General features: G+C 71.9%; 25 protein-coding genes and 1 pseudogene. 14 read left to right on the top strand and 12 right to left on the bottom strand.

Annotation, left to right across the window (positions count from 1 at the left end):
* A pseudogene (locus AC6H2I_RS09225) lies at positions 1-178 on the top strand (amino acid ABC transporter ATP-binding protein); the annotation flags it as partial.
* A 100-nt stretch (positions 179-278) separates the two neighbouring features.
* Positions 279-1364, top strand: coding sequence for a histidinol-phosphate transaminase (hisC, locus tag AC6H2I_RS09220; protein ID WP_497500314.1), 1086 nt, complete (start codon positions 279-281; stop codon positions 1362-1364).
* A gap of 10 nt (positions 1365-1374) precedes the next feature.
* On the opposite strand, the gene AC6H2I_RS09215 is transcribed toward hisC, so the two are convergent.
* The 5 genes from AC6H2I_RS09215 to AC6H2I_RS09195 form a co-directional block, all read right to left on the bottom strand.
* Positions 1375-1986 (bottom strand): GNAT family N-acetyltransferase, encoded by a 612-nt coding sequence (locus tag AC6H2I_RS09215; RefSeq protein WP_497500313.1) that lies wholly within the window; start codon positions 1984-1986, stop codon positions 1375-1377.
* Positions 1965-2402: a GNAT family acetyltransferase gene (locus AC6H2I_RS09210; protein ID WP_497500312.1), complete on the bottom strand. Its 438-nt coding sequence runs from the start codon at positions 2400-2402 to the stop codon at positions 1965-1967. The genes AC6H2I_RS09215 and AC6H2I_RS09210 overlap by 22 nt, the downstream gene beginning before the upstream one ends.
* The gene (gene sseA, locus AC6H2I_RS09205) at positions 2399-3271 is read right to left on the bottom strand and encodes a 3-mercaptopyruvate sulfurtransferase (RefSeq protein WP_497500311.1); all 873 of its coding nucleotides are present in this window, start codon (positions 3269-3271) and stop codon (positions 2399-2401) included. The genes AC6H2I_RS09210 and sseA overlap by 4 nt, the downstream gene beginning before the upstream one ends.
* Positions 3272-3301: 30 nt before the next feature.
* Positions 3302-4006: an alanyl-tRNA editing protein gene (locus AC6H2I_RS09200; protein ID WP_497500310.1), complete on the bottom strand. Its 705-nt coding sequence runs from the start codon at positions 4004-4006 to the stop codon at positions 3302-3304.
* Between the two features lie 90 nt (positions 4007-4096).
* Positions 4097-5098 (bottom strand): cysteine synthase A, encoded by a 1002-nt coding sequence (locus tag AC6H2I_RS09195; protein ID WP_497500309.1) that lies wholly within the window; start codon positions 5096-5098, stop codon positions 4097-4099.
* A 265-nt stretch (positions 5099-5363) separates the two neighbouring features.
* Between AC6H2I_RS09195 and AC6H2I_RS09190 the strand changes: the two genes are divergently transcribed.
* Together AC6H2I_RS09190 and serA are read left to right on the top strand one after the other, a co-directional pair.
* Positions 5364-6524, top strand: a complete 1161-nt coding sequence (locus tag AC6H2I_RS09190; RefSeq protein WP_497500308.1) for a phosphoserine transaminase — start codon at positions 5364-5366, stop codon at positions 6522-6524.
* Positions 6525-6623: 99 nt separating this feature from the next.
* Positions 6624-8201 (top strand): phosphoglycerate dehydrogenase, encoded by a 1578-nt coding sequence (serA, locus tag AC6H2I_RS09185; RefSeq protein WP_497500307.1) that lies wholly within the window; start codon positions 6624-6626, stop codon positions 8199-8201.
* 31 nt (positions 8202-8232) lie between these two features.
* Here the strand turns inward: serA and AC6H2I_RS09180 are convergent, their stop codons facing one another.
* Positions 8233-8493: a hypothetical protein gene (locus AC6H2I_RS09180; RefSeq protein ID WP_497500306.1), complete on the bottom strand. Its 261-nt coding sequence runs from the start codon at positions 8491-8493 to the stop codon at positions 8233-8235.
* Here AC6H2I_RS09180 and AC6H2I_RS09175 point away from each other — a divergent pair.
* On the top strand, positions 8480-8767 hold the full coding sequence (locus tag AC6H2I_RS09175) for an acyl carrier protein (protein ID WP_497500305.1): 288 nt from the start codon (positions 8480-8482) through the stop codon (positions 8765-8767). The two genes, AC6H2I_RS09180 and AC6H2I_RS09175, sit on opposite strands and share 14 nt — an antisense overlap.
* A gap of 230 nt (positions 8768-8997) precedes the next feature.
* On the opposite strand, the gene AC6H2I_RS09170 is transcribed toward AC6H2I_RS09175, so the two are convergent.
* On the bottom strand, positions 8998-9774 hold the full coding sequence (locus AC6H2I_RS09170) for a DUF899 domain-containing protein (RefSeq protein WP_497500304.1): 777 nt from the start codon (positions 9772-9774) through the stop codon (positions 8998-9000).
* An 88-nt stretch (positions 9775-9862) separates the two neighbouring features.
* Here AC6H2I_RS09170 and AC6H2I_RS09165 point away from each other — a divergent pair, with 88 nt between their 5' ends.
* Both AC6H2I_RS09165 and AC6H2I_RS09160 read left to right on the top strand, forming a co-directional pair.
* Positions 9863-11128, top strand: coding sequence for a hypothetical protein (locus AC6H2I_RS09165; RefSeq protein WP_497500303.1), 1266 nt, complete (start codon positions 9863-9865; stop codon positions 11126-11128).
* A 9-nt stretch (positions 11129-11137) separates the two neighbouring features.
* Positions 11138-11788, top strand: coding sequence for an NHL repeat-containing protein (locus AC6H2I_RS09160; protein WP_497500302.1), 651 nt, complete (start codon positions 11138-11140; stop codon positions 11786-11788).
* Positions 11789-11828: 40 nt separating this feature from the next.
* On the opposite strand, the gene AC6H2I_RS09155 is transcribed toward AC6H2I_RS09160, so the two are convergent.
* From AC6H2I_RS09155 to AC6H2I_RS09135, 5 genes are all read right to left on the bottom strand, one after another.
* Entirely contained in the window at positions 11829-13208 is a 1380-nt protein-coding gene (locus AC6H2I_RS09155) for an aspartate aminotransferase family protein (protein WP_497500301.1), read from the bottom strand.
* A gap of 142 nt (positions 13209-13350) precedes the next feature.
* Positions 13351-14832 (bottom strand): NAD-dependent succinate-semialdehyde dehydrogenase, encoded by a 1482-nt coding sequence (locus AC6H2I_RS09150; RefSeq protein ID WP_497500300.1) that lies wholly within the window; start codon positions 14830-14832, stop codon positions 13351-13353.
* Between the two features lie 111 nt (positions 14833-14943).
* Complete coding sequence (locus AC6H2I_RS09145; RefSeq protein WP_497500299.1) at positions 14944-15387, bottom strand: VOC family protein; 444 nt, start codon at positions 15385-15387, stop codon at positions 14944-14946.
* A gap of 30 nt (positions 15388-15417) precedes the next feature.
* Positions 15418-15933, bottom strand: coding sequence for a helix-turn-helix domain-containing protein (locus tag AC6H2I_RS09140; RefSeq protein WP_497500298.1), 516 nt, complete (start codon positions 15931-15933; stop codon positions 15418-15420).
* A gap of 82 nt (positions 15934-16015) precedes the next feature.
* Positions 16016-16495: an Lrp/AsnC family transcriptional regulator gene (locus AC6H2I_RS09135; RefSeq protein ID WP_497500297.1), complete on the bottom strand. Its 480-nt coding sequence runs from the start codon at positions 16493-16495 to the stop codon at positions 16016-16018.
* Positions 16496-16603: 108 nt separating this feature from the next.
* On the opposite strand from AC6H2I_RS09135, the gene ehuR reads away from it, so the two are divergent.
* From ehuR to eutB, 7 genes are all read left to right on the top strand, one after another.
* Positions 16604-18007, top strand: coding sequence for a MocR-like ectoine utilization transcription factor EhuR (gene ehuR / locus AC6H2I_RS09130; protein WP_497500296.1), 1404 nt, complete (start codon positions 16604-16606; stop codon positions 18005-18007).
* Between the two features lie 150 nt (positions 18008-18157).
* On the top strand, positions 18158-18943 hold the full coding sequence (ehuA, locus tag AC6H2I_RS09125) for an ectoine/hydroxyectoine ABC transporter ATP-binding protein EhuA (RefSeq protein ID WP_497500295.1): 786 nt from the start codon (positions 18158-18160) through the stop codon (positions 18941-18943).
* Positions 18944-19007: 64 nt separating this feature from the next.
* Positions 19008-19871, top strand: a complete 864-nt coding sequence (gene ehuB / locus AC6H2I_RS09120; RefSeq protein ID WP_497500294.1) for an ectoine/hydroxyectoine ABC transporter substrate-binding protein EhuB — start codon at positions 19008-19010, stop codon at positions 19869-19871.
* Between the two features lie 65 nt (positions 19872-19936).
* The gene (gene ehuC, locus AC6H2I_RS09115; protein WP_497500293.1) at positions 19937-20596 is read left to right on the top strand and encodes an ectoine/hydroxyectoine ABC transporter permease subunit EhuC; all 660 of its coding nucleotides are present in this window, start codon (positions 19937-19939) and stop codon (positions 20594-20596) included.
* Between the two features lie 9 nt (positions 20597-20605).
* On the top strand, positions 20606-21262 hold the full coding sequence (gene ehuD, locus AC6H2I_RS09110; RefSeq protein ID WP_497500292.1) for an ectoine/hydroxyectoine ABC transporter permease subunit EhuD: 657 nt from the start codon (positions 20606-20608) through the stop codon (positions 21260-21262).
* Positions 21263-21278: 16 nt separating this feature from the next.
* Complete coding sequence (eutA, locus tag AC6H2I_RS09105; protein WP_497500291.1) at positions 21279-22076, top strand: ectoine utilization protein EutA; 798 nt, start codon at positions 21279-21281, stop codon at positions 22074-22076.
* Positions 22073-23041 carry a hydroxyectoine utilization dehydratase EutB gene (gene eutB, locus AC6H2I_RS09100; protein WP_497500290.1) on the top strand — a complete coding sequence of 323 codons (969 nt, stop codon included), beginning with the start codon at positions 22073-22075 and terminating at the stop codon, positions 23039-23041. Before eutA ends, eutB begins: the two co-directional genes overlap by 4 nt.
* Positions 23042-23052 lie beyond the last annotated feature (11 nt).

Genomic DNA, 23052 nt, shown 5'->3' with positions numbered 1-23052 from the left:
GTCGGGCATGACCATGCTGTGCGTGACCCACGAGATGGGCTTCGCCAAGTCGGTGGCCGACCGGGTGATCTTCATGGACCGCGGCGAGATCGTCGAGCAGAACACCCCCGAGGAGTTCTTCACCAACCCGCGCTCGGAGCGCACCAGGCTGTTCCTCAGCCAGATCCTCAGCCATTGACCGGCATTGCCATAGAATGCTGGCGATCGACCGGGGTTTTGGGGTTGAATGGCGCGCCGTTCCCAAGGGGGCGGCGTCGCACGTGCCTCGGAGTTCGCCCATGGAGCTGCTGTCCCCCCGGTCCGGCGTGGTCCAGATCAAGCCCTACCGACCGGCCCAGCCCGAAGGTGACGGCCGCCCCTGGATCGACCTGTCGCTCACGGTGAACCCTCTGGGCCCCAGCGCGAAGGCGGTCAACGCCTACCGCCACGCGGCCGCGCAGATCCACCGCTACCCCGACGCCCTGCAGCAGGGGTTGCGCCGGGCCCTGGCCCGCCGCTACGACCTGGATCCGCAACGGATCATCTGCGCCGCCGGGTCGGACGAGCTGATCCAGCTGGTCTGCCTGGCCTACGCCGGCCCCGGTGACGAGATCCTGTGCCACGAGAACGGCTACCAGGGGTTCCAGAAGGCGGCGCGGGTCGCCGGCGCCACGCCGGTGGTCGCCATGGAGCGCGACATGGTGGTCGACGTCGAGGCGATGATCGAGCTGGCGAGCGAGCGCACCCGCATCTGCTACCTCGCCAATCCCAACAACCCGACCGGCACCTACATCCCGATCGACGCGGTGGAGCGGTTGCGGGCCGGCCTGCCGGCCCACACCCTGCTGGTGATCGATTCGGCCTACGCGGACTATGTCCGGCGCACCAACTACGCCAGCGGCATCGACCTCGTGGAGAAGGCCGACAACGTTCTCATGGTGCGGACCTTCTCCAAGATGCACGGGCTGGCCGGGCTGCGGGTCGGCTGGGGCTACGGCCCGCTGGCCGTGGTCGACACCCTCAACAGCGTGCGCGGCGCGTTCAACGTGTCGGTTCCGGCCCAGGCCGCCGCCATCGCCACGCTGGCCGACGAGGAGCACGAGGCGCGCTCGCTGGACCACAACGCGGCATGGCTGCCGTGGCTCACCGCGGAGCTGCAGCAACTCGGGCTGCGGGTCTACCCCAGCGTGTGCAACTTCATCCTCGTGCGGGTGCCGACCGACCCGTCGCTGGGGGTGGCGGCGGTGATCGAGCACCTCGCCCGGCGCAGCATCGTCGTCAAGTCGGTGTCGGAGTACGGCATGCCCGACTGCCTGCGCATCACCGTCGGCCATGAGGACGAGAACCGCGCCCTGGTCGCCGCCCTGTCGGAGATCCTCGTCTGACGGCGACCGTCTACCCGACGATCGGGATGTGCGGCGCGGCCGCGCGGGGCAGGCAACCGTCCACCCGCGGGTCTTCGACCACCCGGGAGACGTGGCGGTAGGGTGCGTAGCCCATGCTCTGGTAGAGGGGCAGGGCCTTGGGGTGGTCGAAGGTGCAGGTGTTCACGGTCAGCCGTCGCGTGCCGTCCGACCAGGCCATCCGGATCGCCTGGTCGAGCAGCCAGGGGCCGAGCCGCCGGCCGATGAAATCGGGAACGAGGCCGAAGTAGCCGAGGTCGGTGGTGCCGCCACCGCGCCGGTCGAGTTCGGCATAGCCCGCCGGAGTCCCGTCGACGTGGAGCACGTGCACCTCCACGCGCGGGTCGTGAACGATCCGCGCCAGCTCGGCGTCGGCCATCCGCCGCCGCTCCTGCCACAGCCAGGGCTCGCCCACCGTGTTGTAGAGGTAGCGGTAGAACGACACGGTGGGCGGGTCGGCGCGCACCACCCGGACGTCTCCCTCCGGGTGCGGCACCGGGGCGTGGGTGGGCGGGGCCCTCATCTCCAGATAGGTGACGATGACCGAAAGGTGGCCCGGCGAGACCGCCGTGGCGGAAGGGGTCAGCGGGGCGCGACGAGCCATTTCTGCATCACGGTGACGGGGGAGGGGGTGTAGCCCAGTGCCTCGTAGAAGGCCCGGACCGCGGCGTTGGAATCACGGACCATCAGCTGCGCCTTGGGCATGCCGGCGGCGCGCAGCCAGGACTCCGCCGCCTCCACCATGCGGCGGCCATGCCCCCGGCCGCGCTCGGCGGGGGTGACGGCAAGATAGTAGAGCCAGCCGCGGTGCCCGTCATGGCCGGCCATCACGCTCGCCACGATCGCCGCACCGCGGGTGCCCAGCAGCAGAACGGCGTTGGCGCTGGCCCGGCAGAGCGCGATGTCGGCCAGGGGGTCGTTCCACGGCACCACCAGCCCGCAATCCTGCCACAGCGCCGCCACCGGCGGCGCCTCGCCCTCGGCGATCGGGCGGACGGCGAAGGCCGCGGAACCGCTCACCGCCGTGCCGGCCCGGTTTCGACCGGGGTGTCGGCGGTCAGCCCCCACTCCGCCCAGGAGCCGTCGTAAACCGCCACGTCGGTGCGTCCGAGCCGGTGCAAGCCGAGCGCCAGGACGCAGGCGGTGACGCCGCTGCCGCACGACATCACCAGCGGCCCGTCGTGCGGCACCCCGGCCCGCTCGAACGCGGCCAGCAGGGCCGGGCGCGGCAGCACCGTCCGGGTGACGGGATCGAGCAGCTCGGTGAAGGGCAGGCTGAGGCTGCCGGGGATGTGGCCGCGGCGCGACCCGGTCCACGGGTCGTCGACCGTCCCCTCGAAGCGGGCCTGGCTGCGGGCGTCCACCACGGTCTCGGCCCGGCGTTCCAGGTTGGCGCGGATGTCGTCGACGCTGCGCACCAACTCCGGCCGCAGCCGTGCCGCGAAGGTGGCGGGCACCGGCCGGGCCGGCCCCTCCTCCAACGGCTGTCCGTCGGCGGTCCAGCGCGGCAGCCCGCCGTCCAGCACCGCCACCGCGTCGTGGCCGAAGACACGGAACATCCACCACGCCCGCGCCGCCGTCTGCAGGCCGTGGGTGTCGTAGACGATCACCACATCGTCGCTGCCGATGCCGAGCGCCCCGACCTGCGCCGCGAAGGCGTCGGCCGAGGGCAGCATGTGGGGCAGCGGCGCGGTGCCGGGGCGCGCGATGGCGTCGATGTCGAAGAAGACGGCGCCGGGAATGTGCCCCCCGGCGAACGCGTCCCGGGGGTGCGGCCCCGGCGTTCCGGGCATGGCCCAGGTGGCGTCGACCACCTTCACATGGGGATCGTCGAGGCGCGCGGCGAGCCAGCGGGTGTCCACCAGCGCGTCGCTGGGCGTGTCGGTCATGGCAGGTCCTCCGGTTGCCGGCGTGGGCGGTCAGTCCCTGAGGGCGACCACGACCCGCCGGTTCTGCTTGCCCTTGTTCTCGATCTTCACCACGTCGACCGCGCCGATCTCGCCGGTGCGGGCGACGTGGGTTCCGCCGCAGGGTTGCAGATCCACCCCGGCGATGTCGAGCAGGCGCACGCGGCCGCTGCCGGTCGGCGGCTTCACCGACATGGTGCGGACCAGGTCCGGGTTGGCCTCCAGCTCCGCGTCGGCGATCCAGCGGGTGTGGACGGGGGTGTCGGCGGCGATCAGGCGGTTCAGCTCCGCCGTCAGGGCCTCCTTGTCGAGACTGGCCGCGGGAACGTTGAAGTCCAGCCGGCTCTTGTCCGCGGCGATCTGCCCGCCGGTGACCGAGCCGGGCACCACCGCGCACAGCAGGTGCAGGGCGGTGTGCATGCGCATGTGGCGGTGCCGGCGCTCCCAATCGATCTCCGCCGACACCGCCGTGCCGACCGCCGGCCGGTCGGCTCCCGACTCGGGAACGTGGATCACCTCGTCGGGCGCGTCGCCCTTCACCGCGTCGACGATGCGCAGGGCACCGCCGGCGTGGCGCAGCACGCCGCTGTCGCCGGGCTGGCCGCCGCCGGTGGGGTAGAAGACGGTGCGGTCCAGGCGGATGCCGCGCTCGTCGACCGCCGTCACGGTGGCGGTGCAGGTGCGCGCGTAGGCGTCCTGTCGGAAGATCGGGTCCATGCTCGGCTCTCGCGGTCGTGCGGGGATGTCGCCGGCAAGCCTACCCCGTCGCGCCGCCGCGGGCGAGGGGCAGGATGGGCGGCGTCCCCATCACCCCAGCCAGTCGGGGACCGGCAGCCCCTTCTCGCGCAGGAAGTCCGGATTGAAGAGCTTGGACTGGTAGCGCTGGCCGCCGTCGCACAGGATGGTCACCACCGTGTGGCCGGGGCCGAGGTCGCAGGCCACGCGCATGGCGGCGGCGACGTTGATGCCCGACGACCCGCCCAGCACCAGCCCTTCGTTCTTCAGCAGATCGAAGATCACCGGCAGGGCGTCCTCGTCGCGCACCTGGATGGCGCCGTCGACCGGCGCTCCCTCCAGGTTGGCGGTGATGCGGCCCTGGCCGATCCCTTCGGTGATCGAGGAGCCCTCGGACGCCAACTGGCCCGTGGTGTAGTAGCTGTAAAGGGCGGCCCCCATGGGATCGGCCAGCACGATGCGGACGCCGGCGTTGCGCGCCTTCAAGGCGAGGCCGACGCCGGCCAGCGTCCCGCCGGAGCCCACCGCGCAGGTGAAGGCGTCGATGCGCCCGCCGGTCTGCTCCCAGATCTCCGGACCGGTGGTCAGACGGTGGCCCTCGCGGTTGGCGACGTTGTCGAACTGGTTGGCCCACACCGCGCCGTTGGGCTCGCTCAGCGCCAGCTCCTCGGCGAGGCGGCCGGAATAGCGGACGTAGTTGTTGGGGTCCTTGTAGGGGACTGCCGGCACCAGGCGCAGGTCGGCGCCGATGAGCCGGAGCATGTCCTTCTTCTCCTGGCTCTGGGTGTCCGGCATGACGATCACGGTGCGGTAGCCGAGCGCGTTGCCCACCAGCGCCAGCCCGATCCCGGTGTTGCCGGCCGTGCCCTCGACGATGGTGCCGCCGGGGCGCAGGGCGCCGCGCCGCTCGGCGTCGCGGATGATCGCCAGCGCCGCACGGTCCTTGACCGAGCCGCCGGGATTCAGGAACTCCGCCTTGCCCAGGATCTCGCATCCCGTGGCCCGCGACGGCCCATCGAGCCGGATGAGCGGCGTGTTGCCGATGGAGCCGACGAACCCGTCACGGACGTCCATGGTGTGTCTCTCTCTGCCCTGTTCGATACGATTCTGCGGGCCGATTATGGCGCCGCACCGACAGAAGTCAACAAACGGGGTGTGAAATGCAGAAAACAACCTACATGAAGTGTTAATTGACGGGCCTGGCACCAATCGTCGCATGCGCGGGCAACAAAAGACCCGGTGCCGGGGCGTGGATTGACCGCCTGTTGCGCCCGGCCTATCGTCGGTGCGGGCCGCAGCCGCCCAACCGGCTGCCTTGTCTGGAAGGAATTCGCATCCCATGAAGCCGACCAACCGGCCGAACACCCCGAACTTCTCCTCCGGCCCCTGCGCCAAAAGGCCGGGCTGGTCGCTGGAGGCTTTGAGTGACGCGTGCCTCGGCCGCTCCCACCGCTCCAAGCTGGGCAAGGGCAAGCTGCAGGAGGTGATCGCGCTCAGCCGGGCCGTGCTGGGCATTCCGGACGACCACCGCATCGGCATCGTCCCGGGCTCCGACACCGGGGCGGTGGAGATGGCGCTGTGGTCGCTGCTGGGGGCGCGCGGCGTCGACGTCCTGGTGTGGGAGAGCTTCTCGAAGGAATGGGCGACCGACGTCACCAAGCAGCTCAAGCTGCCCGACGCCCGGGTGCTGGAGGCCCCCTATGGCGCGCTGCCCGACCTCGGCGCCGCCGACTGGTCGCGCGACGTGGTCTTCGCCTGGAACGGAACGACGTCGGGCGTGCGCCTGCCCGACGGCGACTGGATCCCCGCCGACCGCGCCGGGCTGGCGATCTGCGACGCGACCTCCGCGGTGTTCGCCATGGACCTGCCCTGGGACAAGCTGGACGTGGTCACCTGGTCCTGGCAGAAGGTGCTGGGGGGCGAGGCCGCCCACGGCATGCTGGTGCTGAGCCCACGCGCCGTCGCGCGGCTGGAGAGCTTCGACGCCGGCCGCCCCCTGCCCAAGATCTTCCGCCTGACCAAGGGCGGCAAGCTGATCGAGGGGATCTTCAAGGGCGAGACCATCAACACCCCCTCGATGCTGTGCGTGGAGGACCAGATCGACGCGCTCACCTGGGCCAGGTCCATCGGCGGCCTGCCCGAGCTGGTGCGGCGGTCGCAGGCGAACCTGGCGTGCATCGAGGCGTGGCAGACGGAATCGTCCTGGGCGGGTTTCCTGGCCGAGGACCCGGCGACGCGGTCCTGCACCTCGATCTGCCTGAAGATCGTCGACCCCGCGATCACCGGCCTCGACCCCGCCGGGCAGGCCGATGCCGCCAAGAGGCTGGCCGGCCTGCTGGAGAAGGAGGGCGTCGCCTACGACATCGCCGGCTACCGCGACGCCCCGCCGGGCCTGCGCGTGTGGGGCGGCGCCACGGTGGAGGAATCCGACGTCGCGGCGCTGCTGCCCTGGCTCGACTGGGCCTTCGCCACGGTGAAGAGCGAGCTGGCCAAGGCGTAAGGCACGCCCGCATCCGCGGCCTCCCGCCCGCCGCCCCCCGACGGGCGGCGGCGGGCGGGAGGCCGAGACCCGAAGAACAAGACGAATCTGGGGACACGCATGCCCAAGGTGCTGATTTCCGACACGCTCAGCCCGCGCGCCGTGGACATCTTCCGCGCGCGCGGCATCGCGGCCGACGTGCGCACCGGCCTGACGCCGGATGAGCTGAAGGCCGTCATCGGCGACTACGACGGGCTGGCCATCCGCTCCGCCACCAAGGTCACCGCCGACGTGCTGGCGGCGGCGGCCAACCTCAAGGTGGTCGGCCGCGCCGGCATCGGCGTCGACAACGTGGACGTGCCGGCCGCCACCCACCGCGGGGTGGTCGTCATGAACACGCCCTACGGCAATTCGATCACGACCGCCGAGCACGCGGTCGCCCTGATGTTCGCGCTGGCCCGGGAGATTCCCCAGGCCAACGCCTCCACCCACGCCGGGAAGTGGGAGAAGAACCGCTTCATGGGCGTCGAGGTCACCGGCAAGACGCTGGGGCTGGTCGGTTGCGGCAACATCGGCTCCATCGTCGCCGAACGCGCGCTCGGCCTGCGCATGAAGGTCGTCGCCTACGATCCCTTCCTGTCGGGCGAGCGCGCCGCCGACCTCGGCGTGGAGAAGGTGGAGCTGGACGCGCTGCTCGCGCGGGCCGATTTCATCACCCTGCACACGCCGCTGACCGACCAGACCCGCAACATCCTGAACGCCGACACCCTGGCGCGCTGCAAGCCGGGCGTCCGCATCGTCAACTGCGCCCGCGGCGGGCTGATCGTCGAGGAGGCGCTGAAGGCGGCGCTCGACTCCGGACAGGTGGCCGGCGCCGCCCTCGACGTCTTCGCCGCCGAGCCGGCGAAGGAGAACATCCTGTTCGGCCACGACAAGGTGATCTGCACCCCCCATCTCGGCGCCTCCACCAGCGAGGCCCAGGAGAAGGTGGCGCTCCAGGTCGCCGAGCAGATGTCGGACTTCCTGCTGACCGGCGCGGTGATCAACGCCCTCAACATGGCCTCGGTGTCGGCCGAGGACGCGCCCCGGCTGCGCCCCTACATGGAGCTGGCCGAACAGCTCGGCAGCTTCGCCGGGCAGATCACCCAGTCCGGGCTGTGCGGCGTCACCATCGAGTACGAAGGCGCCGTCGCCGAGCTGAACACCAAGCCGCTGACCGGCATCGTGCTGAAGGGGCTGCTGACCCCGCTCCTCGACTCCGTCAACATGGTCAACGCTCCGGCCATGGCGCGGGAGCGCAACATCGCCATCACCGAGGTGAAGCGCGAGAGCGAGGGCGACTACCACACCCTGATCCGCGTGGTGGTCGACACCGACCAGCGCCGGCGCTGCGTGGCCGGTTCGCTGTTCGGCGGCGAACGGCCGCGCCTGGTCCTGGTCGACGAGGTGCCGATCGAGGCCGAACTGTCGCCCCGCATGCTGTTCGTGCGCAACGAGGACAAGCCGGGCTTCATCGGCCGTCTCGGCGTCACCCTCGGCGACGCGGGCGTCAACATCGCCTCCTTCCACCTCGGCCGCACGGCGCCGGGCGAAAACGCCATCGCCCTGGTGTCGGTCGACCAGCCGGTGGACGGGGCGCTGCTCGGCGCCATCGCCAGCCTGCCCGGCGTGGTGCTGGCCAAGAGTCTGCGGTTCTGACGATGGGCGTCCATCCGCGCATCCATTGCGTTCATTGCGCCACCGGCTGTCGTTCTTTTCCATAAAGAGACAGGAGTGCGCCCCGCGCGGCGCAATAAAAATGCAAAGCTGAGAAATCACAGCGGATCGCATGTCGCATGCGATCCGCTGTTCCGTCTTGTCCTTGACCGAAAAGCCCCTTCGCGTCATTTAGGGCGGGTGAGGCGATCTCGAAGGCGGTGGTGCGAATGGCCCGTTCGGTCGAAGACGTGAAGAATTGGATGAATTGCTTCCGCTGGGTGGTGAAGCTCATCCGCGACGAGTACGGCATCGACGAGGGCAAATTGACCCGCACCGCGGTGCTCGAAACCGACCTCGGCCTGTCGATCGAGCAGGTGGAGGAGATCGTCGAGATCATCTGCGAGTCCTTCGCCATCCGCCTCCCCGACGGCGCCCTTGACGAAATTGTCCGGCTGGAGGAGCTGTGCCTCCTGACCAGCTGGATCGCCGGCTTCTACAAGCGGCCGGAGTTCATCTCCGACGGCTTCGAGGCCAAGTGCCGCGGGTTGAACGCCATCGCCGCCTGACGCCCCTGCCGCCACGCCCCGTTCCCCCGGCAACGCCCAGCCACGGCCCGGCGTGAACCACCGCCATCAGGGCGTACATGGTGGTCATCCCGGTCAGCGGGCGGGCGCCGCACAATGGATCCGGCGGCCCCAGGGCGACCATCAGCGCCATCACCGCAAAGCCCGGTGCGGCGGCGAGGCGCAGGGCCGCCGCCACCGCCCCGGGCCAACCACCCTGCGCCGGGGTGCCCTCACGCACCGCCGTACTCGTCGCGGCGCCGCCACCACAGTCCCGTCTCGTTGCGTCCCCGCGGCGCCCGGTCCAGCCATTGCAGACCACCCCACAGGGCGTCCAGGCCGCGCGCGTAGGCGGAGTAGGTGTGGTGCACCACACCGTCGGCGAGGACGAAGGCGCTCAGGCCCGGACGGTCGCGCAGGTAGGTGACGGGGTCGGTGCCACAGGCGGCCGCGTGCTCCCCGACCGGCCCGCCATCGCCGGCACTGGTGTCCCCGTCCCCCGCAAGCGGCGGCTCGCGCCGGTAGTTGTAGTCGATGGTGCCGTGGCGCTGCTGCTCGGGCGTGAACCAGACACCGAAATCGGCATTGAAGGTGCCGTCGGGTGCCGATGCCCAGGGAAAGCTCCAGCCCATGCGGCTGCGGTAGCGGTGCAAAGTCTCCAGCGGAGCGCGCGACACCGCCCACAGCATCACGTCGTGGTTGGCGAGGTGAACGGCGAACCCATTGAAACCGTCGGCAATCATCGAGCAGGACGGGCACCCCGCCGCGTAGTCCGGCCCGAACATGAAGTGGTAGACGAGGAGCTGCGAGCGGCCGCGGAACAGCCCGGCCAGGGTGTCCGGTCCGTCCTCGGTGTCGAACCGGTAGTCGCGGCCGACCGGCACCCAGGGCAGGCGCTGGCGTTGCCGGGCCAGGTCGTCGCTGGCCCGCGTCAGCGCCTTCTCGGCCTCCAGAAGCTCCAGCCGGGCGGTCAGCCACGCGTCGCGGGTTCCGATGGTGGGGACGTCCATGGTCTGTGGTCCTTTGCGTTCGTTGCGCTTCGGGTAGAGTGGGCGGGTCGGCCGGCGGCGCGGGAGTGACAAGGGTGACGGGATTTCCATGGACGCGGTGATCGCGGAGGCCGCCCGCGCGCTGGCGTCGGGCGACGTCCTGGGCGCGCTCAACCGCGTCGCCCTGCGCGAGGACGGGGCGGGGCTGGCGGTGCGCGGCATCGCGCTCGCCCGCCTCGGCGACCTCGCGCGCGGCCGCGCCCTGCTGCTCCGCGCCGCCCGCGTCTTCGGTGACGGCCCGTTCGGTGACGGCCCGCCCGGCGACCGCGAGGCGGTGGCGCGGGCCCGCTGCGTGGTGGCGGAAGCCGAGATCGCGCTGGCCCAGCGCGATCTCGATGGACGCGGGCCGGACGGCGCCGCCGCCGAGCTGGAGGCGGCCGGGGCGACCCTGGAGCGTCACGGCGACCACGCGAACGCGGCCCACGCGCGCACGCTGCAGGCCCGGTGGCTGCTGCTTCTCGGCCGGCTGGATGGGGCGGAGCGCGCCGCCGCCGCCGCCGACGCCGCGGCGCTGCCGCCGGCGGTGCGGGCGATTCACGAGCTGGTGGCGGTGGAGCTGGCGATGCGCCGCATCCGTGCCCTCCCGGCCCGGCAGGCGCTGGCCCGGGCGCGCCGCGCCGCGGCGGCCGCGGGCATCGCCGCCCTGACCCGCGAGGTCGAGGGCGTGGCCGCCGCCCTGGCCGCGCCCGCGGCCCGGAGCATCGCGCGCGGCGAGGAGCGTGTGCTGGACCTGGCCGCGGTGGAGGCTCTGCTGGCGTCGCCATGCCTCGTTGTCGACGCGTGCCGCCGGATGCTGCGCGAGGGCGGGCGGACGGTCGACCTCGGCGGCCGGCCGGTCCTCTTCGGGCTGGCCCGCGCCCTGGCCGAGGCGTGGCCGGGCGACGCGGCGCGCGAGGCGCTGCTGTCCCGCGTCTTCCGGGCCCGTCACGCCGACGACTCCCACCGGGCACGGCTGCGGGTGGAGATCGGGCGGCTGCGCGCGTGCCTGCGCCCCCTCGGCACGGTCCGCGCCACGCCGGCGGGGTTCGCCCTGGTGCCGCGGTCGGCCGGCGAGGTGGTCGTGCTCGCCCCGCCGGTCGACGACGCCAACGCGGCGGTGCTGGCCCTGCTGGCGGACGGCGAGGCCTGGTCCAGCTCGGCGCTGGCGCTGGCCCTGGGCAGCGGCCAGCGCACCGTGCAGCGGGCCTTGGAGGCGCTGGCGGCGTCCGGCCGGGTGCGGGCGCTCGGGCAGGGCAGGGCGCGCCGCTGGGCGGCCGCACCGGTGGCGTGCTTCGCGACACCCTTGTTGCTCCCGGGGGCGCTGCCCGGGGTTTAGGATCGGCCCATGACACAGACCGACGCGATCATCCTGCGGGATCTCGGGCCTTTCCCCGGCATCACGCACATCCACGGCGTGACCTTCGACGGCCGCCACATCTGGGCTGCGACGGGCGACCGCCTGGTCGCCATGGACCCGCACGGCGGCGCCATCGTCCGCACCCTCCATGTCGTGGCACAGGCCGGCACCGCCTTCGACGGCCGCCACCTGTTCCAAATCGCCGGGGAGCGCATCCAGAAGATCGACCCGGCCAGCGGCGCGGTGCTGGCAACGATCCCGGCCCCGGAGGGGAGCAACTCCGGCATGGCCTGGGCGGAGGGGTGCCTGTGGGTCGGGCAGTACCGCGCCCGCAGGGTCCACCAGGTGGATCCCGGGACCGGCGCCATCCTGCGCACGCTGGAAACCAGCCGCTTCGTCACCGGCGTCACCTGGGCCGGCGACGAGCTGTGGCACGGCACCTTCGACGACGACGACGGCGCCGCGCTGCTGCGCGTCGACCCGGGCACCGGCGCGACCCTGGAGGCGGTGCCCATGCCGCGCGACGTCTTCGTCAGCGGCCTGGAATCCGACGGCGCCGACGGCTTCTTCTGCGGCGGCGGGTCCAGCGGCCGCCTGCGCGTCGTGCGCCGGCCCCGGCCCGCATCGGCCGGGGCCTGACCCATCCCTCTCTCCGGCCCCCTCGCCGGCGGCGTGGTGGTCAGCGCAGCTCGGCGGCCACCGCGTCGACCGCGCGGCGGGCGATGGCGACGATGCGGTCGGCCTCGTCCCGGGCCAGCACCAGGGGCGGCGCGAATCCCAGGATGTCGCCCTGGGGCATGGCCCGGGCGATCATCCCGTTCTCCAGGCAGGCCGCCGAGATCCGCGGCCCGACCTTGAGCGACGGGTCGAAGCGCACCTTGTCCGTGCGGTCCGCCACGAACTCCAGCGCCGCCAGCAGGCCGACACCCCGCACCTCGCCGACGATCGGGTGGTCGCCCAGCGCCTCGTGCAGGCGGTTGAGGAAATAGGCGCCGGTCTCCCGCGCGTTGCCGGTCAGGTCCTCGCGGTCGACGATGTCGAGGTTGGCGTTGGCCGCCGCCGCGCAGACCGGGTGGGCGGAGTAGGTCCAGCCATGGCCGAGCGGCCCGTACTTGTCGGAGCCCTGCTCCAGCACCGACCACACCTTCTCGCCGACGATGACGCCGGACAGGGGCAGGTAGCCGCTGGACACGCCCTTGGCGATGGTGATGAGGTCGGGGGCCATGCCGTAGAGCTGGGAGCCGAAATAGGCTCCGGTGCGCCCGAAGGCGGTCACCACCTCGTCGGCGATCAGCAGCACGTCGTGGCGCTTCAGGACCGCCTGGATCTCCTCCCAGTAGCCTTCGGGCGGCGGGACGATGCCGCCGGTGCCCAGCACCGGCTCGCCGATGAAGGCGGCCACCGTGTCCGGCCCCTCGGCCCGGATCAGGGCGTCGAGGTCGGCGGCGCAGCGCCGGGAGAAGGCCCGCTCGCTCTCGCCCTCGGCGGCCTGCCAGTAGTGGTGCGGCGTGGTGGTGTGCAGGATCGGCGCGCGCGGCAGGTCGAACGCCTTGTGGAACGGCTCCAGCCCGGTCAGGCTGCCGGTCATGATCCCGGAGCCGTGATAGCCCCGCCAGCGCGAGATGATCTTCTTCTTCTCCGGCCGGCCGAGCACGTTGTTGTAGTACCAGACCAGCTTGATCTGCGTCTCGTTGGCGTCGGTGCCCGACAGCCCGTAGTAGACCCGGCACATGCCGGCCGGCGCCTTCTCCACGATGCGCTGGGACAGGCGGATGATCGGCTCGTTCGAGTGGCCGACATAGGTGTGGTAGTAGGCCAGCTTGTGGGCCTGGGCGGCGATGGCGTCGGCAATCTCGGTGCGGCCGTAGCCGACATTGACGCAGTAGAGGCCGGCGAAGGCGTCGAGGGTCTCCCGCCCCTCGCTGTCGACGATGCTGATGCCCTTGCCGCCGACGATGATGCGGTTGGGCGTCTCGCCATGGGCGTGCTGGCGCAAGTTGGTGGACGGGTGGAAGACGTGGGCGCGGTCGGACGCCGACAGCTCGGTGGTCGTGGTCATGGGGTGCGGTCCTCCTCTGCCGCGGCTCACGCGGCCATGCAATCTCGGCCGCGCTTCACGCGGCCATGCAATCTCGGCCGCGCTTCACGCGGCCATGCAATCTCGGCCGCGCTTCACGCGGCCATGCAATCTCGGCCGCGCTTCACGCGGCCATGCAGACGTATTTGATCTCGGTGAACGCCTCGATGCCGTGGCGGGAGCCCTCGCGGCCGAGGCCGGACTGCTTCACGCCGCCGAACGGCACCGGTGCCCCGGTCATCTTCACGCGGTTGACGGCCACCATCCCGTAGTCCAGCGCCGCGGTCAGGCGCTGGATGCGGCGGGCGTCGTTGGTGAACAGATAGGCGGCCAGACCGTACTCGCTGTCGTTGGCCATGGCGGCGATGTCGTCGCCGTCGTCGAAGGGGATGACCGGGGCGACCGGGCCGAAGGTCTCCTCGCGGTAGATGCGCATCTGCGGGGTCACGTCGGCCAGCACGGCCGGCTGGTAGAACAGGCCCCCCAGGCGCTTGCCCCCGGTGATCAGGCGCGCCCCCTTGGCGACGGCGTCGGCCACGTGCTCCTCGCACTTGGCGACGGCGCGCTCGTGCATCAGCGGCCCGATCTCGGTCCCCGGGTCGAAGCCGTCGCCGACGGCCAATCCGGCCACCGCCTGGGCGAAGGCATGGACGAAGCGGTCATAGGCGCCGCGGTGGACATAGATGCGGTTGGCCGCCAGGCAGTCCTGGCCGGAGGTTGCGAACTTCGCCGCCACAGCACCGGCCACCGCCTCGGCCAGCGGCACGTCGGGAAACAGGATGAACGGGGCGTGCCCGCCCAGCTCCATCGTCACCCGCTTCACCGTCGCGGCGCTGGCGGCGAGCAGCCGCCGGCCGACGGCGGTGGAACCGGTGAAGCTGACGGCGCGCACCACAGGGCTTGCGATCAAGGCGTCGACGATGGGCTCCGGCGCGCCGGTGACGACCGAGAACACGCCGGGCGGCACGCCGGCGCGGTCGGCCAGCTCGGCCAGCGCCAGGGCCGAGTAGGGCGTCTCGCTGGCCGGCCGGACCACCATGGGGCACCCGGCGGCGAGCGCCGCGGCGGCCTTGCGGGTGATCATGGCCGACGGGAAGTTCCACGGCGTGATGGCGGCACTCACCCCCACGGGGACGCGGCGCACGCTCATGGTGCAGTCCGGCAGATGCGGGGTGACCGACTCCACGTTGAGGCGCCGCGCCTCCTCGGCGAACCACTCCACAAAGGAGGCGGCGTAGTCGATCTCGCCGCGCGCCTCGGCCAACGGCTTGCCCTGCTCGGCCGTCATCAGGATCGCCAGGTCCTCGCGGTTGGCGACGATCTGGTCGTGCCAGCGCCGCAAGGTGGCCGCGCGCTCCTGGGGCAGGGCGCCGCTCCAGGCGGGCAGGGCGGCGTGGGCGGCGGCGATGGCCGCGTCAGCGTCGGCCGCGCCGAGGTCCGGCACATGGCCGATCGTCGCGGCGGTCGACGGGTTGCTGACGGGCAGCACGGCGCCGTCCCGGGCCGAGCACCATTTGCCGCCGATGTAGGCCTGTTCACGGAACAGGCGCGGGTCGGTCAGCCGGCGCAGCAGGTTTTCGGTGGGATGCAGCGGGTTGGTCCGCATGGGCGTGGCCTCCTCTCCATCGGTTCGGAGGTCACGCTAACAGCGGCGGCGGGGGAGAGTGTTTTTGAAGAGAGGCCGTCCGGCAGAGACTCTCTCTGCCGCCGCCCGCGCTCAGCCGCCGGCCAGAAGGGCGGTGTAGCGCCGCTGCATCTCTTCGGGCGACAGCGTCTCCAGGGCGTGGCCGATCATCCAGACATAGCCGAAGGGATCGCGCACCTTGCCGCTGCGCTCCCCGTGGAAGTGGTCCTGGGCCGGGCTGAGCAGGGTGGCCCCTGCGGCCACCGCGCGCTCGATCAGGGCGTCGGCGTTATCCACGTGCAGATGGATGCCGGCGGCCACCGTCTCCCCCTCCGCCGGGGCGTCGATGCCGAATTCCGGGAAGGCGTCGGACAGCATGACGGTGGTGGGGCCGATGCGCAGTTCCGCATGGCCGACCCGCCCACTGGGTTCGACCAGGCGGAACAGCTCCTCGGCGTCGAACGCCGCGGTGTAGAACGCGACGGCGGCGTTCGCGTCGCGGGCCCGCAGATAGATGAAGACCTCGTGGATCGCCATGATCCCCCCTCCTGTTGGTGGCCGGCCCCATCACACCAGGGGCGGCGTGGCGCTGTCTTGAACGAAACGGCCCTGGCGTGGCGAGGCCGGCGGCGACGGCGGCAGCGGGACGTGATGGGCGTGGCGTGGCGCGGTGCGCCGGTACTGGCCGGGGGTGAGCCCGGCGAGCGCCGCGACGTCGCGGGTGAGATGGGACTGGTCGGCGTACCCCTCGGCCGCGGCGACGTCGGCCAGGGCGGCGGAGGGGGCCTCGTGGGTGCGGGCCACGGCCCGCGCGAAGCGCAGGACGCGGGCGAAGCGCCCCCATCGCCTTGATGCAGGGCGCGACGCGAAGGCCGCCGACCAGCGCGGCCGGAAGGGGGGGGCGCCGCCCTCCCCGGCGGCGCCGAGGAGACGCGGTGGCGGGCCGTCGAGGCGCAGGCAGAGATGGACGGCGCCGGTCGGCAGGTGGATCTCGCGGCGCGGATCGGCCCCGCCCACGCCGCCGCCGACCCACAGCAGGTCGACGGCTGCGGCCAGCGGACCGGTGGCGGGGCGGATCAGCATGGGCGCGGGCCTTCGGCAGGGGACGGCGACGAGGGTAGGGCGGCCGCTGCCGCGGTGTCCAGGGCGCAGCCGGTCGGTCCCGTCACGGGGTCAGCAGGCGCTCCAGCGGCAGCGGCCCGGCTTCCTTCACCGGCTTGGTGACGATGTAGGAGAAGTAGCGGTCGATGCCGATCTCGGCGATCAGCAGGCGGTCCATCAGGCGCTGGTAGGTGTCGATGTCGCGGGCCACCACCTTCGCCACGTAGTCGATGCCGCCGCCGGTGGCGTAGCAGTCGATGACGTCCGGCTCCGCCCGCACCGCGTCCTCGAAGCGCTGGAAATCGGCATGGCGGTGGCTCTTCAAGGTGATCTCCACCAGCACCATGGTGGTCGGCCCCAGGGCGTCGAGGTTGACGCGGGCATGGTAGCCGGCGATGACTCCGGCCTGTTCCAGCCGCCGCAGGCGCTCCCAGCAGGGCGTCGGCGAGCGGTTGATGGTTTCCGCCAGCTTCAGCTTGGTCATCCGGCCGTCACGCTGGAGGGCCGCGAGGATCTTCACGTCCAGTTCGTCGAGCTTCTGCATCCCGGCGCCCCATCCCCGCTGCGGCATGAATTCAGTTGACGATTGGACCATAGCAATCCAAGCATTGTCATGAAAGCGGCTCCGCACACCGGGCCGGGAGGAAAGCGCATGACGGACTGGCAACCCGCCGCCCCCTTGACCCGCCGCGGCGTGACCAAGCACAAGCAACTCGCCGACGCCATCGTCGCCGACATCGAGAGCGGGCGGCTGCGCCACGGCCAGCGCCTGCCGCCGCACCGCGACCTGGCGCTGACGATCGGCGTGTCGGTGCAGACGGTCAGCCTCAGCTACAAGGAGGTGGAGCGGCTGGGCTATCTCAGCAGCGAGGTCGGCCGGGGCACCTTCGTGAAGCGCCGGGTCACCGACCGCGCCGACCGCTTCATGCTCGACCGCAGCCCCAACGACATCCTCGACATGTCGATCGTGCGCTGCGCCTACACCGACGCTCACGAGCGCGCCGCGCGGGCCCTGATGGCGGCCATGGCCGAGGCCGACAACCAGGCCTGGATGCGGCCCTGCCGGCCGGTCGCCGGGCTCGACGGTCACCGCGAGATCGGCCGCGGCTGGCTGCGCCGCCTCGGCGTGGACGCCGGGATCGACCGCATCCTGATCACCAACGGCGCCGCCCAGGGCATCTTCCTGGCGGTGGCGACCGTGGTCCAGCCGGGCGACGTGGTGCTGACGGAGGATCTCACCGACCACGGCGTCATCGGCATGGCCAGCGTGCTGGGCTTCACCCTGCGCGGCCTGCCCACCGACGCCGAGGGCATCCTGCCCGACGCCTTCGACGAGGCCTGTCGGGCCGGGCCGGTGCGGGCGCTGGTGTGCATCCCCACCTTCACCAACCCCACCGGCCACCTCGCCGGGGCGGACCGCCGCCAGGCGATCGCCGCGGTGGCGCGCCGCCACGGCGTCTTCGTCATCGAGGACGAGGTGTACAAGCCGCTCCTCGACGAGGCGCTGCCGTCCATCGCCGACCTCGTGCCGGAGATCGGGTTCTTCGCCACCAGCTTCACCAAGTCGGTGATGACCGGGCTGCGCACCGGGTACCTGGTGGTGCCGCCCCAGCTCAGCATCCGCGCCGCCAGCATCCTGCGGGTCACCGGCTGGAGCGGCACCGTCGCGGTGGCGGAGATGGCCGCGCGCTGGATCGAGGACGGCACCGCCGATGCGCTGCTGGCGGTGCAGCGGGCCGAGGTGCGGGCGCGGCAGGGCATCGTCGCCGAGGTGCTGGGGCCGCTGTGCGGGACCTGCCACCCGCTCTCCCTGGGGGCCTGGCTCCCGGTGCCCGCCCATTGGAACGAAGAGACGCTGATCCGGGTGCTGCGCGACCGCGGGGTGGCGGCCACCCCGTCGGAGCCGTTCGCGGTCGACCCCGCCAAACGCCACCGCGGCATGCGCCTGTCGATCGGCGGCCGGATGACCCATGCCGACCTGCGCCACGCCGTGGAGACGGTGCGTTCCACCTTCCATCAGCTGCCACCGGTCAACGAGACCGGCTTCCTGTCCTGACCGCCGGCGCGCCGGCGGCGCCCGCGTCCTGGGCAGTCTGCCCGCCAACGGGGCTGTCACGGGTCAATATTGTCATGAGTCATTTTATTGCATTGACATGATCTTTGACGTCTTCCACCGTAGCATTCTGCTTGGGCGGGGGGACGCGCCGTGACCGAACCGATCATCGAGGTCGACCGCATTTCAAAGAGCTTCGGGTCCATCCGGGTGCTGAACGAGCTGTCGTTCACGGTGCAGCCCGGTGAGAAGCTGGCGCTGATCGGTCCCTCGGGATCCGGCAAGACGACGATCCTGCGCATCCTCATGACGCTGGAGACGATCAGCGGCGGAACGATCAAGGTCGACGGCGACCACCTCTACCACATGATGCGGGGCAACCAGTTGGTCCCGGCCGACGAGAATCACCTGCACAGGATGCGGACCAAGATCGGCATGGTGTTCCAGCTGTTCAACCTGTTCCCGCACAAGTGCGTCCTCGACAACGTGACCCTGGCGCCGATGCTGACCAAAGGGGTGGCGCGCGCCGACGCCGAGGCGCGGGCGATGGCGCTCCTCGACATGGTCGGCCTGGCCGACAAGGCCAGGGCGATGCCGGGGCAGCTGTCGGGCGGCCAGAAGCAGCGGGTCGCCATCGCCCGCGCGCTGGCCCTGCAGCCGCGCATCATGCTGTTCGACGAGGTGACCTCGGCGCTCGACCCGGAGCTGGTGGAGGAGGTGCTGACCGTCATGCAGCGCCTCGCCGCCGAGACCGACATGACCATGCTGCTGGTCACCCACGAGATGAGCTTCGCCCATTCCTTCGCCGACCGCGTGCTGTTCTTCGACGGCGGGCGCATCGTCGAGGAGGGGCCGCCCGAGCAGATCTTCACCGACCCCCGCGAGGAACGCACCCAGACGTTCCTCAAGAAGATCCTCGCCGCCGGCCAGCGGCTGTGACGCCGACGGACCCGGCGGTCCGCTTTTCCCATTTCGACTGACGCGCTCACGGGAGGTTCAGACCATGTCGACGATCCGTCATCTCGCCCGCCCCGGCCTCGGCCTCGCCGCCGCGGCCCTCATGGTTTTGGGGGCGGCAGGCCGTCCCGCTCCGGCCGCCGCCGCGGACGGGCTGGAGGAGCTGAAGGAGCAGGGCTTCGCCCGCATCGCCATCGCCAACGAGCCGCCCTACACCGCGGTCGGGGCGGACGGCAAGGTGTCGGGCGCCGGGCCGGACGTGGCCCGCGCGGTGCTTGCGAAGATGGGGGTGCCGGAGGTGGTCGCCTCGATCTCCGAATACGGGGCGATGATCCCCGGCCTGCAGGCCGGCCGCTTCGACATGGTCGCCGCCGGGCTGTTCATGAAGCCGGAGCGCTGCCGTGCGGTCGCCTATTCCGAGCCCGACCTGTGCGACGCCGAGGCGATGGCGGTGAAGAAGGGCAACCCGCTGGGCCTGCAGAGCTACGAGGACGTGGCCAAGAACGAGAGCGCGAAGATCGGCGCGCCCGGCGGCGGCACCGAGGAGCGGCTGGCGCTCCAGGCCGGGGTGCCGCGCGACCGGGTGATCGTGGTGCCCGACGGGCAGAGCGGCATCAAGATGCTGCAGGACGGGCGGATCGACGCCTATTCGCTGCCGGTGCTGTCGATCAACGACCTGATGACCAAGGCCGACGATCCGAACCTCGAGGTGGTGGCCCCGGTCAAGGGTGCCCCGGTCTACTGCGCCGGCGTCGCCTTCCCCAAGGACCAGACGGCGCTGCGCGACGCCTACGACGCGGCCCTGGCGGAACTGAAGGAGTCCGGCGAGTTCGCCAAGATCGTCGAGCCCTACGGCTTCTCCGCCGCGGCGGCCATGTCGACCAGCCGCGACGAGCTCTGCAAGGGCTGACGCGCGCGTGACCCGTTCCCCGCGGGCGGCGGGGAACGGGTGCCACATCGGGAACGGGATCGACCATGGGCGAGTGGTCCGGCTACCTCAACCTCATCCTGCACGGCGCCGTGGTGACCATCGAGCTCACCCTGATGGGGTGCGTTCTGGCGCTGGTCATGGCCTTTCTCGGCGGGCTCGGGCGGTTGTCGCCACGCGTCTGGGTGCGTGCGCTGGCCACCACCTACATCGAGTTCTTCCGCGGCACCTCGATCTTCGTCCAGCTGTTCTGGGCGTATTTCGTGCTGCCGCTGCTGGGGATCACCCTCAGCCCGCTGCAGGCGGGGGTGCTCGCGCTCGGCCTCAACGTCGGCGCCTACGGGGCGGAGGTGGTGCGCGGCGCCATCCAGTCGATCGGCCGCGAACAGCACGAGGCGTGCGTGGCCCTCAACCTCACCCGCGTCCAGTCCCTGCGCCACGTGATCGTGCCCCAGGCCTTCGTGATCATGCTGCCGACCTTTGGCAACAACGCCATCGAACTGCTGAAGGGGACCGCGGTGGTCTCGCTCATCTCGTTGACCGACCTGACCTTCCAGGCCCAGGTGGTGCGGGCGCAGACCGGCAGCACGGCCATGCCGTTCCTCACCATCCTGGTCCTGTACTTCGCCATCGCCATGGTGATCTCGCTGGGGGTGCGGGCCCTGGAACGGCATCTGGCCCGCGGCCTCGACGGCGTGCGGAGCTGAGGGGGAGCCATGGACTGGAGCTGGGAATTCGTCCTGGAGATCCTGCCGACGCTGGTGGAGGGGGTGAAGATCACCATCCTCGCCACCCTTCTCGGCTCGATCCTCGCCACCGGGCTGGGGCTGGCGTTCGCCCTGCTGCGGCGGTCGTCCACCAAGGCGGTGGCGCGCCCCACCGCCGCGGTGGTGGAGTTCGTGCGCGGCACGCCGCTGCTGGTGCAGCTCTACTTCCTCTTCTACATCCTGCCCGACCTGGGGCTGACGCTGGCGCCGATGGTGGCGGGGGTGATCGGGCTGGGCCTGCACTACGCCACCTACACCGCCGAGGTCTACCGGGCCGGCATCGACAACGTGCCCAAGGGCCAGTGGGAGGCCGCCAAGGCCTGCAATCTGAGCGCCCGCCAGACCTGGGTCCACATCGTCCTGCCCCAGGCGGTGCGGCCGATGATCCCGGCGCTGGCCAACTACTTCGTGGCCATGTTCAAGGAGACGCCGTTGCTCTCCGCCATCACCGTGCTGGAGCTGATGAATCAGGCGCGCAGCGTCGCCAATTTCCATTACCGCTACCTGGAGCCGATGACCCTGGTGGGCGTCTTCTTCCTCCTCATCAGCCTGGTGTCGGTGCTGGCCCTGCGGGCGCTGGAACGGCGCTACGGGCGCCTGCACTGAGGCGGCCGGCGGCATCATGGACACCCCCGTCATCGGTCGCTCCCGCACGCCGCTCCGCTTCGACGGGCGCGCCGTGGCGCGGCGGATCGGTCTGGTGGTGCTGGCCACCGACCACACCACCGAGCCCGACTTCGCCCGGCTGGTCGCGCCGCGCGACATCGCCGTCCACACCGCCCGCGTCGCCTACCGCAACCCCACGACCGCGGAGAACCTGCGCCGCATGGAACCGCACCTCGCCGATGCCGCGGGGCTGCTGCTGCCCGACGAGGCGCTGGACGCGGTCTGCTACTCCTGCACCTCGGCCTCCGCGGTGATCGGCGACGCGGCGGTGGAGGCGGCGATCCGCGGCGCCAAGCCCGGCGTTCCCGTGGTAACGCCGCCGGCGGCGGCGCTGCGGGGGCTGGCGGCGCTGGACGTCCGGCGGGTCGCCGTCCTGACCCCCTACACCGAGGACACCACCGCGCCACTGGCCCGCTACTTCCGCGACCGCGGCCACGCACTGCCGGCGGTCACCTGCTTCGGGCTGGACGACGACCGGGAGATGGCCCGGATCGCGCCGGACTCCCTGCTCCAGGCTGCCCTTGAGGCCACGCCGGACGACGCCGAGGCGCTGTTCGTCTCCTGCACCGCCCTGCGCGCCGCCGCGCTGGTGCCGGCCATGGAGGCAGCGCTGGGCCGGCCGGTGGTCACCAGCAACCTGGCCACCGCCTGGATGTGCCGGCGCCTGTGCGGCGACACCGAACCCCAACCGGCGCTGGGCCGCCTGATGGCGCTGCCGCTGCCGCACGACGCGCCGGAAGGAGCGCCGCCATGACCCACACCATCACGCCGGCCGACGTCGCGGCGGCCGGCGCGCGCATCGCCACGGCGGTGGTCCGCACCCCGACCGTGCCGTCGCCGAGCCTCACCGCACGCTGCGGCGTGCCGGTGTGGCTGAGCCTGGAGCACCGCCAGACCACCGGCAGCTTCAAGCTGCGCGGCGCCAGCAACGCCGTGCTCGCGCTCGACGCGGCGGCGCGGGGGCGCGGTCTGGTCGCGGCGTCGACCGGCAACCACGGCCGCGCCCTGGCCCACGCCGCGGCCAGCGCCGGGGCGCGCTGCGTCGTCTGCATGTCGGCGCTGGTGCCCGCCAACAAGGTCGACGCCATCCGCGCGCTCGGGGCGGAGATCCGCATCGTCGGCCGATCCCAGGACGACGCCCAGGTGGAGGTAGACCGCCTGGTGCGCGAGGAGGGGATGACCATGGTCCCGCCCTTCGACGATGCCGCCGTCATCGCCGGCCAGGGCACGCTGGGCCTGCAGATCGCCGAGGACGTGCCGGACCTCGACCTCGTGCTGATCCAGCTGTCCGGCGGCGGGCTCGCCGCCGGGGTGGCGCTGGCCGTCAAGGCCCGGCGTCCCGCGGCGCGGGTGATCGGCGTCAGCATGGCGCGCGGGGCCGCCATGCACGCCAGCCTCGCCGCCGGCCGGCCGGTGGCGGTGGAGGAGGTGGAGACCCTGGCCGACTCCCTGGGCGGCGGCATCGGCCTCGCCAACCGCCACACCTTCGCCCTGGTGCGCGACCTGCTGGACGGGGTGGTTCTGCTGGGCGAGGACGAGATCGCCGCCGGCATCCGCCACGCCTACGCCGTGGAGCAGGAAATCGTCGAGGGGGCGGGGGCGGTGGGCATCGCCGCCCTGCTCGCCGGCCGGGTGGAGCTGCGCGGCCCGACGGTGGCCGTGCTGTCCGGCCGCAACATCGCCATGGACCAGCACCGCCGCATCGTCTGTACCGCATAAGAAGGGAAGCG

Source organism: Azospirillum sp. NS33, from assembly GCF_059703765.1.
The sequence above is the reverse complement of the archived record's forward strand: the minus strand, read 5'-3'. Positions and strand labels throughout refer to the sequence as shown.

Excerpts from the sequence above, each read along its gene's own strand:
- AC6H2I_RS09215 (WP_497500313.1), bottom strand. The coding sequence starts at position 1,986 with ATGGCTCGTCGCGCCCCGCTGACCCCTTCCGCCACGGCGGTCTCGCCG.
- ehuC (WP_497500293.1), top strand. The coding sequence starts at position 19,937 with ATGGGCGAGTGGTCCGGCTACCTCAACCTCATCCTGCACGGCGCCGTG.
- AC6H2I_RS09190 (WP_497500308.1), top strand. The coding sequence starts at position 5,364 with ATGAAGCCGACCAACCGGCCGAACACCCCGAACTTCTCCTCCGGCCCC.
- AC6H2I_RS09145 (WP_497500299.1), bottom strand. The coding sequence starts at position 15,387 with ATGGCGATCCACGAGGTCTTCATCTATCTGCGGGCCCGCGACGCGAAC.
- sseA (WP_497500311.1), bottom strand. The coding sequence starts at position 3,271 with ATGACCGACACGCCCAGCGACGCGCTGGTGGACACCCGCTGGCTCGCC.
- ehuD (WP_497500292.1), top strand. The coding sequence starts at position 20,606 with ATGGACTGGAGCTGGGAATTCGTCCTGGAGATCCTGCCGACGCTGGTG.
- AC6H2I_RS09160 (WP_497500302.1), top strand. The coding sequence starts at position 11,138 with ATGACACAGACCGACGCGATCATCCTGCGGGATCTCGGGCCTTTCCCC.
- serA (WP_497500307.1), top strand. The coding sequence starts at position 6,624 with ATGCCCAAGGTGCTGATTTCCGACACGCTCAGCCCGCGCGCCGTGGAC.
- hisC (WP_497500314.1), top strand. The coding sequence starts at position 279 with ATGGAGCTGCTGTCCCCCCGGTCCGGCGTGGTCCAGATCAAGCCCTAC.
- ehuB (WP_497500294.1), top strand. The coding sequence starts at position 19,008 with ATGTCGACGATCCGTCATCTCGCCCGCCCCGGCCTCGGCCTCGCCGCC.
- AC6H2I_RS09180 (WP_497500306.1), bottom strand. The coding sequence starts at position 8,493 with ATGAGCTTCACCACCCAGCGGAAGCAATTCATCCAATTCTTCACGTCT.
- AC6H2I_RS09150 (WP_497500300.1), bottom strand. The coding sequence starts at position 14,832 with ATGCGGACCAACCCGCTGCATCCCACCGAAAACCTGCTGCGCCGGCTG.
- AC6H2I_RS09170 (WP_497500304.1), bottom strand. The coding sequence starts at position 9,774 with ATGGACGTCCCCACCATCGGAACCCGCGACGCGTGGCTGACCGCCCGG.
- AC6H2I_RS09135 (WP_497500297.1), bottom strand. The coding sequence starts at position 16,495 with ATGCAGAAGCTCGACGAACTGGACGTGAAGATCCTCGCGGCCCTCCAG.
- ehuR (WP_497500296.1), top strand. The coding sequence starts at position 16,604 with ATGACGGACTGGCAACCCGCCGCCCCCTTGACCCGCCGCGGCGTGACC.
- AC6H2I_RS09155 (WP_497500301.1), bottom strand. The coding sequence starts at position 13,208 with ATGACCACGACCACCGAGCTGTCGGCGTCCGACCGCGCCCACGTCTTC.
- AC6H2I_RS09140 (WP_497500298.1), bottom strand. The coding sequence starts at position 15,933 with ATGCTGATCCGCCCCGCCACCGGTCCGCTGGCCGCAGCCGTCGACCTG.
- AC6H2I_RS09165 (WP_497500303.1), top strand. The coding sequence starts at position 9,863 with ATGGACGCGGTGATCGCGGAGGCCGCCCGCGCGCTGGCGTCGGGCGAC.
- eutB (WP_497500290.1), top strand. The coding sequence starts at position 22,073 with ATGACCCACACCATCACGCCGGCCGACGTCGCGGCGGCCGGCGCGCGC.
- AC6H2I_RS09200 (WP_497500310.1), bottom strand. The coding sequence starts at position 4,006 with ATGGACCCGATCTTCCGACAGGACGCCTACGCGCGCACCTGCACCGCC.
- AC6H2I_RS09195 (WP_497500309.1), bottom strand. The coding sequence starts at position 5,098 with ATGGACGTCCGTGACGGGTTCGTCGGCTCCATCGGCAACACGCCGCTC.
- eutA (WP_497500291.1), top strand. The coding sequence starts at position 21,279 with ATGGACACCCCCGTCATCGGTCGCTCCCGCACGCCGCTCCGCTTCGAC.